This window comes from Campylobacter concisus (genome assembly GCF_002165785.1).
Taxonomy (GTDB): Bacteria; Campylobacterota; Campylobacteria; order Campylobacterales; family Campylobacteraceae; genus Campylobacter_A; species Campylobacter_A concisus_W.
On record NZ_NDYO01000006.1, the window covers coordinates 47344 to 64629 of the forward strand.

Below are 17286 nucleotides of genomic sequence, written 5' to 3' on the forward strand. Positions count from 1 at the left end.
GTAGAGATGAAGAAAATTTTTCTTTTTTTATGTGTTTCTCTAGGGCTTTATGCTGCTGATGCGACCATATCTGTTGTAAATCAAGGTATTGCCTTGCCAAAGATAGCTTTGCAAGATGCAACAACTGCTGTTAGCGATGCGGGATTTAAAGATAAATTCTTTAAAATCATGCTAGGAGATCTAAAGGTTAGTTCCGATTTTGAAGTAATCGAAGATCATGTGCCTTCTACCTATGAAGGAGATGCGACTACTAATACAATGAGTGATAAAGGCGTCGAGCTTATCTTTAGATATGCTCTTGAAGGCTCTATGGGCTCACCTCTTACTTTAAGAGTAAAACTGATAAACGCTAAGACAGCAACTACAAGATATGAGAAGGTTTACACTATGCCAGACGGCGCAAAGTATCCGTTTTTGGCACATAAAAGTATAGTTGAGCTTACTAATGAGCTAAATTTACCACCAGTTGGCTGGATGGAAAAATTTATCATTCTTTCAAAATATACTTCAGCTCGCCAAAGCTCTATTATAGTTGCTGATTATACACTTACATATCAAAAGACCATAGTAAGTGGCGGACTAAATATTTTTCCTAAATGGGCTGGGGCCGATCAAAGCAAATTTTACTATACATCTTATGTAAATAATAAACCAACTTTATTTAGGTATGATCTAAATTCTGGTACAAAAACAAAGATAATTGATAGTATTGGCATGCTTATAGCCTCAGATGTTAGTAAAGATGGAAGTAAAATTTTATTAACTATGGCACCAAAAGATCAACCAGATATCTTTATCTATAATACAAATAGTAAAAATTTGACGCAGATTACTAATTATCCAGGCATAGATGTAAATGGAAATTTTGTAGATAATGATAGCAAAATAGTTTTTGTATCAGATAGGCTTGGTTATCCTAATGTTTTCGCAACTCCTGCGATTTCTGGCGGAAGCGTTGAACAAATGGTATTTCATGGTAAGAATAACAACTCTGTAAGCACGTTTGAAAATTATGTTGTTTATTCAAGCAGGGAAGTAAGCGGTAGTTTTAATATATATCTAATTTCAACTCAAACGGATTTTATACGCCAGCTTACAGCAAATGGCAAAAATAACTATCCAAGATTCTCAAGCGATGGGCAAAGTGTCGTCTTTATAAAAGAGCTTGGCGGTCAAAGTTCACTAGGTGTTGTTAGGCTAAATGAAAACAGAAGTTTTCAGTTTCCTTTAAAAGTAGGAAAAATTCAATCTATAGATTGGTAAGATTCTGATAAAATTTAAAATTTTTGTGATATAATTCGACCAAATTTCTAAAAAAGGATAAGGAATGAAAAAAGTAGTTCTAGCAAGTGTTGCAGTTGCAACTTTATTGTTGAGCGGTTGTAGCTCAAAAAACCCTGAAGTTGATATGAATTCAAATTCAAATCAATCTGCAGACAATTCAGGTAGCATGAGCGATGCTGATAGATTAGCAGCTCTTATTGCTAATATCGAGAGTCAAGTTAAAAGTGTATACTTTGACTTTGATAAATTTAATATCAAAGCTGATCAACAAGGTGTTGTTAGCTCAAATGCATCAGTATTCAACCAAGCTGACGCTCAAGCTCTTTCTATAAAAGTAGAAGGTAACTGCGATGAGTGGGGTACAGATGAGTATAACTATGCTCTTGGTTTAAAACGTGCTAAAAGTGCTAAAGATGCTCTTGTAAGAAATGGCGTTAGTGCTGATAGAATCGCTGTAGTTAGCTTTGGAGAAAGCAATCCAGTTTGTACAGATAAAACAAAAGCTTGCGATGCTCAAAATAGACGTGCAGATTTCAAAGTACTTCCATAATTTATAATTAAATAATAATGAATAAAAAAATAATTGTAGTGGCTCTGATAGGAGCCACTATCTCTATCACCTTCGGCCAAGAGATTTCGGCTTTTGATGCAGGAAATATGGATAGTGCTAATCCATACGGTCTAACTGACAATGAAAAAATTACCTTAAATAATAAGCGAAGTGTTCAAAACATTGAAGAGAATATAAATAGTGTTTTAGAACAACTTCAAGGTTTGCAAAGTTTGTTTGAGAGCATGAGCGCTAGAATGAATAAGCTTGAGCAAAGAATAAATGATATAGAGACGAAGGTAAATGGTGGCATAAGTGATTCTGGTGTAAGTTTGACATCGCTGAAGGCTTATGTTGATGAAACTAGAGATATACAAGACAAAAACTACAAGAACATTACTGCTGCCTTAAATAAATTAGGTGCAATAATGGATAAAAATGCTGCCCAACCAAAGCAAAATACAAATCCAAAACAACAAAATAAGCCAACTTCAAATTTTAGTGGAAAAAGCGATAAAGATATTTTGGCTGATGGCATTAAACTTTTAAATTCTGGCAATAGCACAGAAGCAGCTGAATATTTTGAATATTTAAATAAAAAAGGCTATAAAACTGGTGCAACAAATTATTATTTAGGTGAAGTTGCTTACAGTCAAAAATCATACAGCACAGCTATACAATACTACAAAAAAAGCATACAGGACGAAGATAAGGCTGACTATACACCAAAACTTCTATATCACACAGCTATAAGCTTTGATAAGATAGGTGATACGCAAAGTGCAAATAGATTTTATAAGGCTTTAAAAGTCGGTTATCCAGATAGCAAAGAAGCCAAAGCCTCTCCCAATAGAAACTAAATTTTAATCTTTTTTAGATATAATCCCACATTAATCAAAAAACCAAATCTAAGGAGATTATTGTGAGTAAAGATCAAGTTATAACTATGTTTTACGAACTAAAAGATGCTAACACTGGTGAAATTTTAGAGTCAAACATGCAAGAAGGTGGCCAAATTTCATTTATAACAGGGCATGGCCATATTATAGAAAAGCTTGAAGAAGAAGTAAGCAAATTAAAATCAGGCGAAAGAGCAACTATAAGCGTAAAGGCAGCAGAGGGTTGTGGTGAATATAATAATGAAGCCATTCAGTCGTTACCAAAAGAGCAATTTGCTGGTATAGATTTGCATGAAGGAATGGAACTTTTTGGTCAAAATGAGGATGGCTCAAGCGTTCGTGTTATTGTTAAAGAGATCAAAGATGATGAAGTGACAGTTGATTTTAATCACCCATATGCTGGTAAAGATTTACTATTTAATGTTGAAGTTTTAGAAGTTAGAGATGCGACAGAAGATGAAAAAGCAACAGGCATGGTGGCTGGGGCTCATACTTGCGGTTGTGGTGGTCACGATCATGAGCATGAGCATGAGTGCTGCGGGGGTCATGGACACGAGGATGGTGGTTGCGGTTGCGGTGGACATGGACATCACCATCACTAAGAAGCTAAAATGAAAAAATTTGCTTTTGTTTTTGCGGGCCAAGGCTCGCAAAGTATTGGTATGGGTAAAGACTTTTACGAAAATTTTTCTACTGCTAAATTACTTTTAAATGATGCTTGTAATGATACTGGCATTGATTACAAAGAGCTTTTATTTACACAAAACGATAAGTTAGATAAAACAGAATTTACTCAGCCAGCTATTGTCTTAAACTCGCTAATGACTTATTTGGCTTTTTCAAATTTTATTAAAGAAAAACCAGAATTTAGTCTCGGGCACTCACTTGGAGAATTTACTGCTCTTGCAGTTAGTGGAGCATTTAATTTTATTGATGCGATTAGGCTTGTGAATTTACGTGGTAAATTTATGCAAGAAGCCTGCGTTGGCAAAGATGCTGGCATGATGGTAGTTCTTGGACTTAGTGATGAAGTGGTTGAAGAAATTTGTAAAAAAGCAAGAGAAGAAGGTTTACAAATTTATGCTGCAAACTACAACTGCGATGGACAAATCGTTGTCGCTGGTGTAAGAGCTGATCTTGCTAGCTATGAAGCAAAATTTAAAGAAGCTGGCGCAAAAAGAGCAGTGCTTTTAAATATGTCAGTAGCAAGCCATTGTCCGATACTTGAACCAGCTAGTGTTAGGCTGGCAAGCGAGCTTGAGAGTACTTTGGCTGCCAAATTTTCTCCAGTTGTCTCAAATGTAAATGCTAAAATTTATACTGATAAAAGCGAAGCACTAGTCCTACTAAAAGAGCAGCTAATAAAACCAGTTTGCTATAAACAAAGCATTAAAAACTATGAAAATAATGTTGATTGTTTTATCGAGCTTGGCGCTACGACGCTAAAGGGCATCAATAAAAAAATTACCGAAAAGCCAACTTATAGTATTACTGATATGGCAAGTCTTGAAGAAGTTGTGAAAATTTTGGAGGAGAGATGATAGCGATACTTGGAGCTATGCAAGAAGAGATAACGCCGATCCTTGAAATGGTCGGTGAATATAAAACTATTCAATATGCAAATAATAAATTTTACTTAGCAAACTATAAAGGAAAAGAGCTAGTCATTGCCTATTCAAAGATAGGTAAAGTAAATGCAGCCATAACGGCAACTTTAATGGTAGAAAAATTTAAGGCCTCAAAATTGCTCTTTACTGGTGTAGCTGGCTCACTTGATGAGAGTTTAAAAATAGGCGATATGCTTTATGCTACTAGCTTGGTGCAACACGATCTTGATATTACGGCTTTTGGCCATCCTTATGGCTATGTGCCAGGCACAAGTATCTTTGTCAAAAGTGATGTAGGGCTAAATGAACTGGCAAAAAAGATAGCTGATAAAAAAGATATGAGCTTAAGCGCTGGTATTATTGCGACTGGAGATCAGTTTATCTGCGATAATGAAAAGAAAGCTTGGATTAAAAAGATATTTAATGCGAGCGCTACCGAGATGGAAGGTGCTAGCGTTGCACTAGTTTGCGAAACACTTGGTGTGCCATTTTTTATACTAAGAGCTATCAGCGATGGAGCTGGTGATGCAGCAGAGTTTGACTTTGATAAATTTTTGCAAGATTCAGCAAATGTTAGTGCAAAATTTATACTTGAAATGGTAGAAAGCTTATGATAGAGCTTAGTAAAAGGCTTCTTAGGCAAGTTGGTCAGACAAATGCCAGATACAAGATGATAGAGGGCGGAGATAAGATCTTGCTTGGTCTTAGCGGTGGTAAAGATAGCCTCGCACTAGCTCACGTACTAAAGCATATCCAAAACGTTACACCTGAAAAATTTGAGTTTAAAGCAGTAACACTAAGCTACGGCATGGGTGAGGACTACGCTTATCTTACAAAGCATTGCAATGAGCACGGAATAGAGCACGAAGTAATAGATAGCTCAATTTTTGAAATTTCAAAAGAGAAAATCCGTAAGAATTCTAGTTTTTGTAGTTTCTTTTCTCGTATGAGAAGAGGTTATCTTTATACTTACGCCTTAAAGCATGGTTTTAATAAACTCGCGATTGCTCATCATTTAGACGATGCAGCGGAGAGCTTTTTTATGAACTTTACATATAATGGTGCACTAAGGACGCTTGCTCCAAAATATACTGCAAAAAATGGAATCACGGTTATTAGACCGTTTATCTTCATTCGCGAGAGACAGCTTCGCGAAAATGCTATCAAAAATGAATTAAGAGTCATTGGCGATGAAGCATGCCCTGCAATGAGATTTGACGTAAAGATGCCGCATGCTAGATATGAAACCAAACAGCTTTTAGCGACTTTAGAAAAAGAAAATCCAAAGCTTTTTACTTCGCTAAAAGCAGCATTTGAAAATATTCATACTGATACTTTTTTTGCTCTCAATAGCAGTAGTGAAGAGTAAAATTTTACTTGCTTTTTGGGACTAATCCCAAGAAGCAATCTATAAATATTTCTATTTTAATTGGCTTTTGTCAAAATAAATACAAAATGTATGAATAGATGAAATTCTTGTACTTGTGCATAAATCAAAACTGTCATATACAACAAATACAAAAGCATTTAGTGCAAAAACCACTGGTTAAAATTTTGTAACTTAGAAAATTTAAGCTTAAAAAAATAGTCATGTGCTTTAAATATTAAAAAATAGCTATTTAAAATAGCAAGCTATAACTTAAAGTCCGTCAAGTAAAATTTTATAAAGTCGGTTTATCTCATCGTCATTTAGCTCGATCGTGCTTTTTGTATCAAATAAATTTTTGATCTTGCTAGCGTCAAATTCGCTCCTATCAAGGCAGTGCTTGTGAGAGGGTAAAAAACCACGAGTTAGGCAAAGCTCGTTCTCTATCTCCTCGTCGCAGATGAAGCACTCAAGCTCGCTGTGAAGCCTACCTTCATACTCTAAAATTTTAACGTAGCTTTCGATGATAAGGCGTTTTGGATTTTGTAGCTGCATCTGTTTGGCGCAGCGATCAAGCTCATTAAAATAAATTTTATCGAGCTGCTCGACCTCTTTTAGATGATCATAAAGTAGGCGCATAAACTGCTGCCAAATGATGAGCTTGTCTCGCTCTAGCAGCCATTTAAAGCCAAGATGAAGTATGCTTCTAAGCTTTGGTAGAAATTTCGCCTCTTGCTCTAGCTCAAAGTCGATCTTGTAGCCAGTCATGATGTTTGAGTGGCGAGCGCCAAAAAATCTATACGACTTTACGAGCAAATTTGGCGTTAGCACAAAGACTAAAAGGTCCTCGTCTCTGACCTTTTGCACGCGCAGGATATAGCCTTGCATCTAGGCAAAAAACTCCCTTATGCGCTCTCTCATCGCTGTCAGGTCTTTGATGAAATTTATATCGTTTCTAAAGGTTGTTGCACCGTCGATGCCCTTGCTGTATTGATGCAAGTGCTTTCTAAATATGCAAAGTCCGTGCTCACCGTAGTGCTCGATCATCGCATCAAAGTGAGCTAGGATGATCTTTCGTTTTAGCGCCTTATCTACGCTAGTTTTGGTCTTTATCTCGTGAAATATCCAAGGGTTGCCGATGCTTGCTCTACCGATCATTAGGGCGTCACATTTTGTGAAATTTAAAATTTTATCTGCATTTTGCGCATTTATATCGCCATTTGCGACGACTGGAATTTTTACACTAGCCTTTACTCTAGCGATCGCTTCGTAATCAACCTTTGCGCTGTATCCACCAGCTCTTGTACGCCCATGCACTGCGATGTAGTCTGCGCCGGCTTCTTCGCAGGCTTTTGCGATTTTGATCTCATTTTTATCATTAAAGCCAAGCCTAAATTTAACGCTTAAGCTTTGCTTGTTTGAAGTACTTTTTATGGCTGAGATTATGCTTTGAAGTTTATCAAGATTATTTAGTAAGGCTGAGCCTGCACCTTGTCTAACGACCTTTGGTACGGGGCAGCCGCAGTTTAGATCCAGCCCATAAATCCCATCAAATTTATTGATAATTTGCACAGCTTTTTTTATATTTTCTGTGTCATTGCCAGCTATTTGAACGACATAAGGCTCTTCGTTTGGGGATTTTTTAATCATTTCAAGAGTTTTATCACTACTCTCATATACTAGAGCATTTGCGCTGATCATTTCGCTAACAGTGACATCACAACCAAATTTCTTAACTACGCTTCTTAGTGGCAAGTCAGAAAAGCCAGCAAGAGGTGCTAAGAAAAGTGGCTTTTTGCTAAAGTCTATCATTTAAAAAATAGCGAGCTAGGCACCATTTTGCCGTTATCTCGTAAAAACAGCAAGACCTTTATCTCTTTAAACTCATCTGGGTCGCTACCTTCGATAGCCTCTCTTACTTTATCAAGCATCTGAAGCTCAAATAGCGCATATACGTAGGCTTCATCAGCGTCAGCATGGATGCTTTTTAGCTTCTCAAAGATGCCGATAAATGCGTCTGGTTTTAGCTTATTTTTAAGCATTATAGCTGCTTTGTCGTATTGTACTTTTGTTACTTTTGCATTATTTAAAAGATCAAAAATTTCATCGCTACTTAGGTCGATCTCATCATTTACAAAACGCGTGATAATGGTCATTATATCTTCGCTTGCTAGCTCTGGATCGATTTTTTTGATCTCGCTAAATGAAGCTGTTTTTATGAGCTTATCGAAGGCCGCTTTTTTAAGGCTATCGTTTTGCTCTTGATTTTTAAGCACATCAAGATAGTAAGTAGGCATCTGCTCGATCTTGTTTAGCTCGTTTAGGATGTTTAGCTTGCTATCTTTTGCTAGTCTAAATTTCTTTAGATCGACGATCTCTTTGTTTTTTATGCTTTTTATGGTTTGTAAGATATTGTTTATCTCGCCGTCATCAACACCAACATCTTTAAGCTCGCCTACTGGTGAGATAGAGCGTGTGAGCTGTGAGGCGATCTTGTAAGTATCGGTTTTGAAGTCTTTGTTGCTCTCAAAGCCAAGAAGCGTCTCTTTTGCTAAGTCTTTGTAGAGTTGGCTATCTTTTTTTATCCATTTTTTATATCTATAAAAGGCGTATCCGTGATATGCGATGTGAAGTAGGGCAAGGAGCGCCAAAATGGCTACTGGAAGTGCCACCCAGACAGCTACTGGCAAGGTTATGGCTTGACCTAAGAGCTCAAAGGTGAAGTCTGAACTATTAAGAGAATAGGTAAGTCCTGCAACAACTACTATGTAGATTATGCAGTAGACGAGAAATTTTCTGGTTTTCATATTTTCTCCTTAGTTTTTTGCTGTTTTTTCTATTATCTCACGACAAGCTATGCAGTATTTTGCATGCGGTTTTACTTTTAGGCGAGGGACGCCGATCTCCTCTTCGCACATGTCACAAATTCCATAAGTTTTATTTGCTATCTTCTCTAGTGCTTCATCTATCTCTGATAGCTCCGCTCTTTGTTGCGTCGAGATCGAATGCTCTATTAGCTGGTCTGTATTTACTGAGGCTATATCAAACTCGTCGCTTACACCACTATCTCTTAAGCCATTTACTTCAACAGATGAATCATAGATGTTTTTTTTGATCTGTAATTTTCTTTCTTCAAGTAATTTTTTAAAAAAATTTAGCTCAGTTTGTGTCATTTATATTCCTTTATTTGTGGTATGGGTGGTTTGCATTTATGCAAAGTGCTCTAAAAATTTGCTCAAAAAGTACAAGCTTGGCAACCTTATGAGCCATCGTCATCTTGCTTAAGCTTACAATTTTTTGTGCTTTATTCTTTAAATTTTGGCTAAGGCCATAAGCTCCACCTATGAAAAAGTTAATTTGTGAATTTGAGTTTAAAATTTGTGCAAATTCTTGGCTGTCAAGTTGCAAGCCATTTTCATCAAGCATTACGCAAAAGCCTTTTAAATTTGGTTCGTAAATTTCATCATAAGCTCTTAAAGCTTCGTTTTTTCCAGTACTTTGAGCTTTTGCTATTTTTTCATTGAAAAAGACTTTATCGTTTATCTTGGCAAATTTTGCACTCATTTTTATATATTCTTGTATCTCGTTTTCAAAGTTGTCACGTAATGATTTTTGAATGCTAAAAACTGAAATTTCCAAATTTAGCCTTTGGTTTTTAGCTTTAGTTCAAAGTTATTTCCACTCTCATCTTGTCTTTCTTTTTGATGTATTGTCTTATTATTTGTGAGAAATTTAACCATATCGCTTATATATTTTTTATGTTCGCTTCTTGGCACAATAGCATCGATTAAGCCATGCTCTAATAAAAACTCAGCTCTTTGAAATCCCTCTGGAAGGTCAGCACCAATGGTTTGTTTGATGACCCTTTGACCAGCAAAGCCTATTAAAGCGCCAGGTTCAGCGATTATTAGATCTCCAAGCCAAGCAAAAGAGGCACTAACGCCACCCATTGTCGGATCAGTAAGTATTGAGATGTAAGGTAATTTTGCTTCATCAAGTAGTTTTAAAGCGGCTGATGTCTTTGACATTTGCATCAAAGAGAATGTACTCTCTTGCATTCTAGCTCCACCTGAAGCACTCACTATGACTAAAGCTTGGCGTTTTTCTATTGCTCGTTTTATCGCTCTTACTATCTTTTCACCCTCAACTGAAGCTAGCGAACCCCCCATGAAGCCAAAGTCAAAAACAACTAGCTGGATCTCTTGCCCGTCGCATTTACCTTCGCCACATATCACTGAGCTTGTGCGTCCTGTTTTTTCTTTATTTTCTGTGATTCTTTTTTTGTATGATTTTTTATCAACAAAATTTAATGGATCTACCGGTTTTAAATTTGCGTCAAATTCTACAAAGCTACCTTCATCACAGATCAAATTTATGCGATCAGTAGCTTTTAATCTCATATGATAGCCGCATTTTGGGCATACATTAAAACAAGCTTCAACTTCTTTGTAGTACATCAGTGAGTGACAATTATCGCATTTTACCCAGTGTGTAGGCGCTTCTTCCGGACGAGGTTGAGCTTTTCTTATCTTTGAAAAAATATCTGAGAAATTCATATTTTTACCCACTTATATTAAAAATTGTGGGATTATATCTAATGTTTGCCTTGCTTTTTCTTATATGACTTAAAGTTTGTTTATTTGTAGAGGTTTGAAGGGGCAAGTTGGTCCCCTTAAAGTATCTTATTAGAAGCGTCTTCCGATAGTAAATTCAAATGTATTTGTATCATCGCCCTCTTTAGGTTTAAGAGCTTTTGCAAAGATTAGTTGAAGTGGTCCGATAGGTGTTATCCACTCGATACCAGTACCAACTGATGATCTTTTTATCTCATTTAGGCTATTCTCGCCGATCATGCCATAGTCGTAAAATACAACACCACGCATTTTGACACGATCTATTATAGGGAAGCTTATTTCAGCTGAATTATTAAACGAAGTTTCGCCACCATATTCGTAGTAGTCGCCATTATATTTTACCTTTGGAGATACAGTTCTGCTTTCGTAACCACGTAAGCTTCTTATACCACCAAGGTAAAGTCTTTCGTTGATCGGAGTATATCCTCTTTCCCAAATTTTGCCAAAGCTAGCTTTATATCTTAAGATAAGATCGTAGTCGATGTACTCTCTAAGGCCTAGGTAGTAGTTAAAATTTGTACGATTTTTGATAAAGTCTATATCGCCACCAAGCCCAGCTATCTCAAATGATGTGCTAGCTATGATGCCACGTCTTGGCAAGTAATAATCGTCGGTGCTATTATATGTTAAAGCTGGAGTTATAGCGCTTTTTATGGCTTTACCTTCTCTATAAATTTCTTTTTTGGTTTTTGTGTTGATATCTCTTAGCTCATCATCTTTTAAGGTAATTTTGCTTTGCTCAATGTTGTAAGTAAGTGAAGCACTTAAATTTCTAGTTAGTTTTCTACCTAGTGTTGTGCTAAAGCCATAGCTTCTCTCTTTATATGTTCTCCAGTCATAGTCATTTGCGTAAAGTGTTCCGCCAAGGCTATACTCTGAGTCGAAAATTCTTGGGTTTGTAAGACTTATCTGACCTGAAAGCTCTCTGTCACTTTTATCTACGCTTACTTGTCCTTGAAGACCAGAGCCAAAGATGTTTGTGTCAGAAAGTGCAGCGTTAAGTAGTAGTCCGTCGCTGCTACCGTATCCGATACCGCCGCTTATTGAGCCAGTTGAGGCTTCTTTTACTTTTACTTTTAGATCGACTGTATTTTTATCAACTGGATCTTCTTCTATCTCGACATCGTCAAAGTAGCTTGTTCTTTTTAGCGCATCTTTTGAGTCTTGAAGGTCGGTTCTACTATATAAATTTCCTTCGGTTAGATAAAGTTCACGTCTTACAACGCGGTCAACGGTCCTATCGTTTCCTGAAATTTGAACATTTCTTATATATACTTTTTCGCCAGGATCTACTTCATAATCAATATCGACAGTTTTATTTTCATCAAATTTATCAGTCTTTGGATAGACCTTCACAAACGCATAACCTTTATCAGCAACCATATCATCGAGTTTTTTCATATCTTGGCGAAGTCTTGCTGAGTTCATCGTATCGCCAGCCTCAAGCCTAAAGTCATCTATGATCTTTTTAGTGTCAAGCTCCAGCTCTTCAGGTGCTGTAATGCTTACATTTGAAACCTTATAAGGCTCACCTTCATGAACATAATAAGTAAGATCAGCTGTGTAATTATCAAACGATGAATTTAAATAAGGCGACGAAATAGTCGCGTCTAAATAGCCTTTTTGGAAATATTTGTCTTGTATTCTTGCTGGATCATTTTCAAGCTCAAAAAGTTTAACTTTACCGTCATTTCTACCCCAAAGCCAGCCCATAAATTCTCTACTTTTATTTGCAACTACTGGCTCAATGTCGTCATAATCAAACTCTTTTGCGCCGACTAAATTTACATTTTTGATTATCATATTTTCGCCGCGGTTTATGTTGAGTGTTATAAAAAGTGAGCTGTCGTTATCTGCAACTGGTTGTTTTTCTACGTCTACGACGGTATCAAAATAACCCTTTGACTCATAATACTGACGAATTCTCTCTTTAGTTTTTTCTATTGTAAGCTCATCATACATATTGCCTGGTTTGATGTTGATTAACGACTCTATGGCAGTTTTGTCATTTGTTACGACGCCTTTTAGATCGACCCTAGCAACACTTGGCTTCTCTTTTACAGCTACTAAAAGATTACCATTGCCTGTATCTTCTATGTAGATATCGTCGAAATAGTTTTGTTTGTATAAATTTGTGATCGCCTTATCGCTAAGCTTTGGAGTCAGATCCTGACCGACTTTTAAGCCCATTATTTGGCTTGCTACTTCAGGCGAAAGGTGAATTAGTCCTTTAAAATTTATTGACTGGATTGTTTGTGCGCTTAGGCCACTGAAAGCTAATGCTAATAAAAATAATTTCTTTTTCATTAAATTTAACCTAGAGTTTTAGTATAAGTGCGTATAATATCATATTTTATTTTTAATAAATTTAAATTTTATAATTTTGAAGGTTTTTTATGAAAATAGGTATCATCGGACTTGGTCTTATGGGTGGCTCGCTTGGTCTTGCACTAAAAGATGAAAAATTAATCTCTTGTGTTAGCGGATACGATAAAGACGAAAATCATAGCAAAAAGGCCTTAGAGCTTGGCTTGGTGCATGAAATTTTAAGCATTGACGAGATGAAAAAGAAGTGTGACATCATCTTTTTGGCTGTTCCAGTCGAGGCTATCGTGAGCATCGTGCAAAATTTAACTGATATCAGCGAAGATACAACTATCATTGATTTTGGCTCGACCAAACAAAAGATAATAGAAGCCGTGCCAGAAAAAATTCGTAAAAATTTCATCCCAGCTCACCCGATGGCAGGTACTGAGTATTCTGGTCCAGAGGCTGCTTTTAAATCACTTTACACAGGAGCAACTGTTATCGTTTGCGACTTTGCAGAGAGCGCAGAAAAACATGTAAAAAGAAGTGTGGAGCTATTTTCTTGCCTTGGCATGAAAATCATTTTTATGAGTGCGAAAGAACATGATCATCACGTGGGTCTTATTTCGCATTTGCCTCATGCGATTGCATTTTCTCTAGCGAGTGGAATTTTAAAAGAAGAGGATAAAAGGCACATCGTAGCACTTGGCGGACCTACATTTAAGGGTATGATACGTGTCGCAAAGAGTTCGCCTTTTATGTGGAGCGATATCTTTAAGCAAAATAAAAATAATGTTGTTGAAGCTATAAATATGTTTGAAAAAGAGCTAAATTTGTGCAAAGATCTCATCAAAGATGAACGCTGGGACGAACTTTTTGCCTGGATGAGCGACGCTAGGGCTGTAAGAGAAATTTTGTAATTAACTAAAAATTTATTGATTTACGTGTAAAATTTTGCAAATTAAATTTAAGGTAAAAATATATGTATAGACGTGGAATTGGCGGTTTTAGTATTGTTGTGCTTTTGCTAATTTTAATCTTAGCCGGTGGTTTTGGCTATGCTTTGATGTCAAAAGATTTTGAGCGAAATGAACCGATAATCGGTGTTGCTGATAAGGTTTATTGGAATCTTAGAACCCCAATGAATATCAAATTTAAAGACGATAGTGGTATAAAATTTGTACGAATTAGTATGAATGATGGGAAAAATGATCTAAATTTGTTAAATCAAATCATACAAAATCCAAGTACTGAGCTTGATGTAAATTTAACCTTTCCAAAGACTGGCTTTTTTGCTCAAAAAGATACCTATGAGATGAATATCGAAGCTGTAGATACTAGCAAATGGAGTTTTTTTACTGGCAACAAAGCTAGCAAAAAGGTTGAAGTAGTGCTTGATACTTCAAAGCCTGATCTTTACGTACTTTCGCAATCTTATTCTATCTCAAAAGGTGGTAGTGCTGTTGTGGTGTTTAGAGCGACTGATAACCAGCTAAAAGAGGCCTATGTCCAGACAAATTTTGGTAAAAAATTTAAGGCAGTGCCATTTTATAAAGAGGGCTTTTATGCAGCACTTGTTGCTTGGCCTGTTCAGGTTGAAAATTTTAGCGCAGAAGTCATTGCTAGAGACTTTGCAGGCAACGAGAGCAAGTCTCACGTGAGATATTTTTATGAAAATGTAAAATATAAAACTTCAACAATTGCATTAAATGATAAATTTTTAGATGGCAAGATAGTCGATCTAACAGATCAATACGCAAAAGATCCAAGCGCACTTTCAAGACTTGAAAAGATGAGATTTGTCAATGAAACACTTAGAAATTCAAACGAAGAAAAAATAACAGCACTTACTACAAATCCTGGCGATGAGATGCTAACTGGCTTTAGTGTGACTCCATTTTATCCACTAAGAAATGGTAAAAAGGTGGCTGACTTCGCCGATCATCGTTACTATACATATAATAACGAGCAGGTAAGCGAGTCTTGGCACATGGGAATAGACTTTGCAAGCGTGGCGGCAGCTCCAATAATAGCTACCAATGCTGGGCGTGTTGTGCTTGCATCAGAAAATGGAATTTATGGATTAAACATCGTGATCGATCATGGATTTGGGCTTTATTCACTTTATGGACACTGCTCAAGCTCTAGGGTAAAAGAAGGTGATATTGTTGCAGCTGGCGATCAGATAGGCACTACTGGAACTAGCGGCCTTGCACTTGGGGATCACCTTCACTTTGGAATTTTAGTCCAAGGCGAAGAAGTGAGACCTCAGCAATGGATGGATAAAAAGTGGATAAAAGATAATGTGACTAGTGTCTTAGATGCCGCAAAGGCGATGATAGACAAGAACTAAATTTGCAAAATTGATTTTTTAGTGCTATTATAAGCGGATTAGAAAATATAAGGAAAATTTTTGAAACAAACTACTATCGCAAGACGCGTTGAGACCGTTGGTATAGGGCTTCACAAGGGTGAGCCGATAAGACTTATACTAGAACCTCTTGATGCAAATTCTGGTATTATTTTGCACCGCGAAGATCTTGGTATTAGTTTTAAAGCCGAACCTAAAAATGTGATAAATACGCAGATGGCAACCGTTGTTGGCAATGAAAAGGGCTTTATTAGTACGATTGAGCATCTAATGTCAGCCATAAATGGTTATGGCATTGATAATATTAGAATCTCTGTTGATGCAAATGAAATTCCAGTCATGGATGGCAGTGCGATAAGCTTTTGCATGCTACTTGATGAGGCTGGCATAAGATATCTTGATGCCGGTAAAAAAGTAATTCTTGTTAGACGTGAAGTTGAAGTCGTTGAGGGTTCTAAATTTGTACGAACTTCACCTTCAAGAAGTCCAAAATTTGACTATACGATAAAATTTGATCATCCAGTTATTGGTGAACAAAGATATGTTTTTGATTTTAGTAAAAGCTCTTTTATAAAAAATATAGCTCGTGCTAGGACTTTTGGCTTTTTGAAAGATTTACAACGTTTGCAAGCTCAAAATCTAGCTCTTGGTGCATCGCTTGATAATGCTGTGGCAATCGATGATACACATATCCTAAATCCAGAAGGTTTGAGATTTGAAAATGAGTTTGTAAGGCACAAAATTTTAGATGCGATTGGTGATTTAAGCTTGCTTGGAGCGCCTTTGTTGGGCGATTATACAGCATTTGCTGGAAGCCACGATCTAAATCACAAATTAACTCTTGCTTTGATGGCCGATGAGAAAAACTACGAGATCGCAACTCTAAATGGTGAACTTCTAAAAGAGTATCAAAAGGTATTTGCATAGAAAATATTGAAATTTTAGTTGCCTCTTTATCTACTCCGCTTTTAGTTGGAGCATATAAAGACGGCGTAAAATTTGATGAAATTACAACTGATGAACATGTCAGTGAAGTTTTGATAAAAATCTTAGAAAATTTATCCTCTAAATTTAATATCACAAAAATTATCTATGCAAATACGCCAGGAAGCTTCATGGGGCTAAAGGCGGCCTATGTCATCTTAAAAACATTTTCTTTGGCGAAAGGATGCAAATTTTACGCCGTTAGTGGATTTAGCTTAAATGGAGGCCAAGCGATCAGAGCAAATAAAAATTTAAGCTTCATTTTAAAAGATGGCAAAATTTCACTTGAAAAAGTAGAGCCAGTAGGATTTAGGTTGCCTTTAAATTTAGATGAATTAAAACTAAATTCAGATACACTTCCAGATTATATCATCCAAGCAGTTTAGGAGAAATTTTGAATATCTTAGTGCCTGCAACAAGTGCAAATTTGGGTCCTGGTTTTGATGCTTTGGGGCTTAGTTTGAGGCTTTTTAATAGCGTGAAAATCGAGCCAGCAAAATTTAGCTCAGTGTCGATAAACGGCGAAGGCAGTGGAAGTGTAAATTTAAAGAGAAATAATATATTCTTAAGTATTTTTAATGAAATTTTTTTTGAGCTAACTGGTAAAAATGAAAATTTTAGAGTCGTTTTTGAAAATAATATCCCATTTTCAAGGGGACTTGGCAGTAGCTCCGCTGTTATCGTTGGAGCCATTGCTTCAGCGTACGAAATGGCTGGTTTTAAGGCAAGTAAAGATACAGTTTTAAATAAAGCTATCATCTATGAAACCCATCCTGATAATATCTCGCCAGCAGTTCACGGTGGATTTATCAGCGCGATCGTAAAAAATGGCAATGTTTACGCAAATAAAATAAGTTTAAGCGAAGAGATAAAAGCAGTAGTTGTTATCCCAAATAAACCAATGAGTACATCCTCGTCAAGACAAATTTTACCAAAGAACTATTCGATGAAAGAATGCGTAAATAACTTATCTCATGCCGCTTTTTTAACGTCTTGTTTTTATGAAAAAAAGTATGATCTCTTAAAAATAGCAAGCAAAGATTTGATGCATGAAGAGCGTAGAATGCACGCTTTAGAAGAACTTTTTGAAGTTAGAAAAGTAGCTTATGAAAATGGTGCTTTAATGAGTACGCTTTCAGGCTCAGGTTCAAGCTTTTTAAACATCTCTTATAAAGATGATGCTAAAAATTTACAAGATATTTTAAAGAGTAAATTTAGTGACTTTAGGGTTGAGGTTTTTTTATTTGATAACGATGGATACGAAATTACGCAAAGCTAAAAACA

At 36.4% G+C, this 17286-nt stretch carries 19 protein-coding genes; 12 read left to right on the plus strand and 7 right to left on the minus strand.

The window, feature by feature from the left end:
- Positions 1-6: 6 nt before the first annotated feature.
- From tolB to B9N62_RS05015, 7 genes are all read left to right on the plus strand, one after another.
- Positions 7-1263, plus strand: a complete 1257-nt coding sequence (tolB, locus tag B9N62_RS04985) for a Tol-Pal system protein TolB (RefSeq protein ID WP_087584643.1) — start codon at positions 7-9, stop codon at positions 1261-1263.
- Positions 1264-1327: 64 nt separating this feature from the next.
- Positions 1328-1834, plus strand: coding sequence for an OmpA family protein (locus tag B9N62_RS04990; protein ID WP_021090913.1), 507 nt, complete (start codon positions 1328-1330; stop codon positions 1832-1834).
- A 17-nt stretch (positions 1835-1851) separates the two neighbouring features.
- Positions 1852-2694 (plus strand): tetratricopeptide repeat protein, encoded by an 843-nt coding sequence (locus tag B9N62_RS04995; RefSeq protein ID WP_087584644.1) that lies wholly within the window; start codon positions 1852-1854, stop codon positions 2692-2694.
- Positions 2695-2750: 56 nt separating this feature from the next.
- The gene (locus B9N62_RS05000) at positions 2751-3335 is read left to right on the plus strand and encodes an FKBP-type peptidyl-prolyl cis-trans isomerase (RefSeq protein ID WP_257640197.1); all 585 of its coding nucleotides are present in this window, start codon (positions 2751-2753) and stop codon (positions 3333-3335) included.
- Positions 3336-3344: 9 nt separating this feature from the next.
- Positions 3345-4274 (plus strand): ACP S-malonyltransferase, encoded by a 930-nt coding sequence (fabD, locus tag B9N62_RS05005; protein ID WP_087584646.1) that lies wholly within the window; start codon positions 3345-3347, stop codon positions 4272-4274.
- A complete protein-coding gene (locus B9N62_RS05010; protein ID WP_087584647.1) occupies positions 4271-4954 on the plus strand; it encodes a 5'-methylthioadenosine/adenosylhomocysteine nucleosidase in 684 nt (227 codons plus the stop codon). Before fabD ends, B9N62_RS05010 begins: the two co-directional genes overlap by 4 nt.
- Positions 4951-5709: a tRNA 2-thiocytidine biosynthesis TtcA family protein gene (locus B9N62_RS05015; RefSeq protein ID WP_087579673.1), complete on the plus strand. Its 759-nt coding sequence runs from the start codon at positions 4951-4953 to the stop codon at positions 5707-5709. The genes B9N62_RS05010 and B9N62_RS05015 overlap by 4 nt, the downstream gene beginning before the upstream one ends.
- 270 nt (positions 5710-5979) lie before the next feature.
- Here B9N62_RS05015 and recO read toward each other — a convergent pair whose 3' ends face one another.
- The 7 genes from recO to bamA form a co-directional block, all read right to left on the minus strand.
- Positions 5980-6594, minus strand: a complete 615-nt coding sequence (gene recO / locus B9N62_RS05020; RefSeq protein WP_087584648.1) for a recombination protein RecO — start codon at positions 6592-6594, stop codon at positions 5980-5982.
- Positions 6595-7518, minus strand: coding sequence for a tRNA dihydrouridine synthase (locus B9N62_RS05025; protein ID WP_087584649.1), 924 nt, complete (start codon positions 7516-7518; stop codon positions 6595-6597). It abuts the gene before it with no gap.
- Positions 7515-8513, minus strand: coding sequence for a uroporphyrinogen III synthase HEM4 (locus B9N62_RS05030; protein ID WP_087584650.1), 999 nt, complete (start codon positions 8511-8513; stop codon positions 7515-7517). The genes B9N62_RS05025 and B9N62_RS05030 overlap by 4 nt, the downstream gene beginning before the upstream one ends.
- A 9-nt stretch (positions 8514-8522) precedes the next feature.
- A complete protein-coding gene (gene dksA / locus B9N62_RS05035) occupies positions 8523-8879 on the minus strand; it encodes an RNA polymerase-binding protein DksA (protein ID WP_087584651.1) in 357 nt (118 codons plus the stop codon).
- A 10-nt stretch (positions 8880-8889) separates the two neighbouring features.
- Entirely contained in the window at positions 8890-9345 is a 456-nt protein-coding gene (locus tag B9N62_RS05040) for a 23S rRNA (pseudouridine(1915)-N(3))-methyltransferase RlmH (protein ID WP_087584652.1), read from the minus strand.
- A 2-nt stretch (positions 9346-9347) separates the two neighbouring features.
- Positions 9348-10262 carry an acetyl-CoA carboxylase, carboxyltransferase subunit beta gene (accD, locus tag B9N62_RS05045; protein WP_087584824.1) on the minus strand — a complete coding sequence of 305 codons (915 nt, stop codon included), beginning with the start codon at positions 10260-10262 and terminating at the stop codon, positions 9348-9350.
- Positions 10263-10391: 129 nt separating this feature from the next.
- Complete coding sequence (bamA, locus tag B9N62_RS05050) at positions 10392-12647, minus strand: outer membrane protein assembly factor BamA (RefSeq protein ID WP_084108780.1); 2256 nt, start codon at positions 12645-12647, stop codon at positions 10392-10394.
- Positions 12648-12736: 89 nt separating this feature from the next.
- On the opposite strand from bamA, the gene B9N62_RS05055 reads away from it, so the two are divergent.
- The 5 genes from B9N62_RS05055 to thrB all read left to right on the plus strand — a co-directional run bounded on the left by B9N62_RS05055 (position 12737) and on the right by thrB (position 17281).
- Positions 12737-13567 carry a prephenate dehydrogenase gene (locus tag B9N62_RS05055; protein WP_084108777.1) on the plus strand — a complete coding sequence of 277 codons (831 nt, stop codon included), beginning with the start codon at positions 12737-12739 and terminating at the stop codon, positions 13565-13567.
- 62 nt (positions 13568-13629) lie between these two features.
- Positions 13630-15000 (plus strand): M23 family metallopeptidase, encoded by a 1371-nt coding sequence (locus B9N62_RS05060; RefSeq protein WP_087584653.1) that lies wholly within the window; start codon positions 13630-13632, stop codon positions 14998-15000.
- Positions 15001-15060: 60 nt separating this feature from the next.
- The gene (lpxC, locus tag B9N62_RS05065) at positions 15061-15945 is read left to right on the plus strand and encodes a UDP-3-O-acyl-N-acetylglucosamine deacetylase (RefSeq protein ID WP_084041565.1); all 885 of its coding nucleotides are present in this window, start codon (positions 15061-15063) and stop codon (positions 15943-15945) included.
- Positions 15946-16055: 110 nt separating this feature from the next.
- A complete protein-coding gene (locus B9N62_RS05070) occupies positions 16056-16388 on the plus strand; it encodes a glycoprotease (protein ID WP_257640183.1) in 333 nt (110 codons plus the stop codon).
- 8 nt (positions 16389-16396) lie between these two features.
- Positions 16397-17281, plus strand: coding sequence for a homoserine kinase (gene thrB / locus B9N62_RS05075; RefSeq protein ID WP_087584655.1), 885 nt, complete (start codon positions 16397-16399; stop codon positions 17279-17281).
- The last annotated feature ends 5 nt before the right edge of the window (positions 17282-17286 follow it).

Bases quoted from the DNA above. Each gene is read 5' to 3' on its own strand.
- tolB (WP_087584643.1), top strand. From the start codon at position 7: ATGAAGAAAATTTTTCTTTTTTTATGTGTTTCTCTAGGGCTTTATGCT.
- B9N62_RS04990 (WP_021090913.1), top strand. From the start codon at position 1,328: ATGAAAAAAGTAGTTCTAGCAAGTGTTGCAGTTGCAACTTTATTGTTG.
- B9N62_RS04995 (WP_087584644.1), top strand. From the start codon at position 1,852: ATGAATAAAAAAATAATTGTAGTGGCTCTGATAGGAGCCACTATCTCT.
- fabD (WP_087584646.1), top strand. From the start codon at position 3,345: ATGAAAAAATTTGCTTTTGTTTTTGCGGGCCAAGGCTCGCAAAGTATT.
- B9N62_RS05010 (WP_087584647.1), top strand. From the start codon at position 4,271: ATGATAGCGATACTTGGAGCTATGCAAGAAGAGATAACGCCGATCCTT.
- B9N62_RS05015 (WP_087579673.1), top strand. From the start codon at position 4,951: ATGATAGAGCTTAGTAAAAGGCTTCTTAGGCAAGTTGGTCAGACAAAT.
- recO (WP_087584648.1), bottom strand. From the start codon at position 6,594: ATGCAAGGCTATATCCTGCGCGTGCAAAAGGTCAGAGACGAGGACCTT.
- B9N62_RS05025 (WP_087584649.1), bottom strand. From the start codon at position 7,518: ATGATAGACTTTAGCAAAAAGCCACTTTTCTTAGCACCTCTTGCTGGC.
- B9N62_RS05030 (WP_087584650.1), bottom strand. From the start codon at position 8,513: ATGAAAACCAGAAAATTTCTCGTCTACTGCATAATCTACATAGTAGTT.
- dksA (WP_087584651.1), bottom strand. From the start codon at position 8,879: ATGACACAAACTGAGCTAAATTTTTTTAAAAAATTACTTGAAGAAAGA.
- accD (WP_087584824.1), bottom strand. From the start codon at position 10,262: ATGAATTTCTCAGATATTTTTTCAAAGATAAGAAAAGCTCAACCTCGT.
- bamA (WP_084108780.1), bottom strand. From the start codon at position 12,647: ATGAAAAAGAAATTATTTTTATTAGCATTAGCTTTCAGTGGCCTAAGC.
- B9N62_RS05055 (WP_084108777.1), top strand. From the start codon at position 12,737: ATGAAAATAGGTATCATCGGACTTGGTCTTATGGGTGGCTCGCTTGGT.
- B9N62_RS05060 (WP_087584653.1), top strand. From the start codon at position 13,630: ATGTATAGACGTGGAATTGGCGGTTTTAGTATTGTTGTGCTTTTGCTA.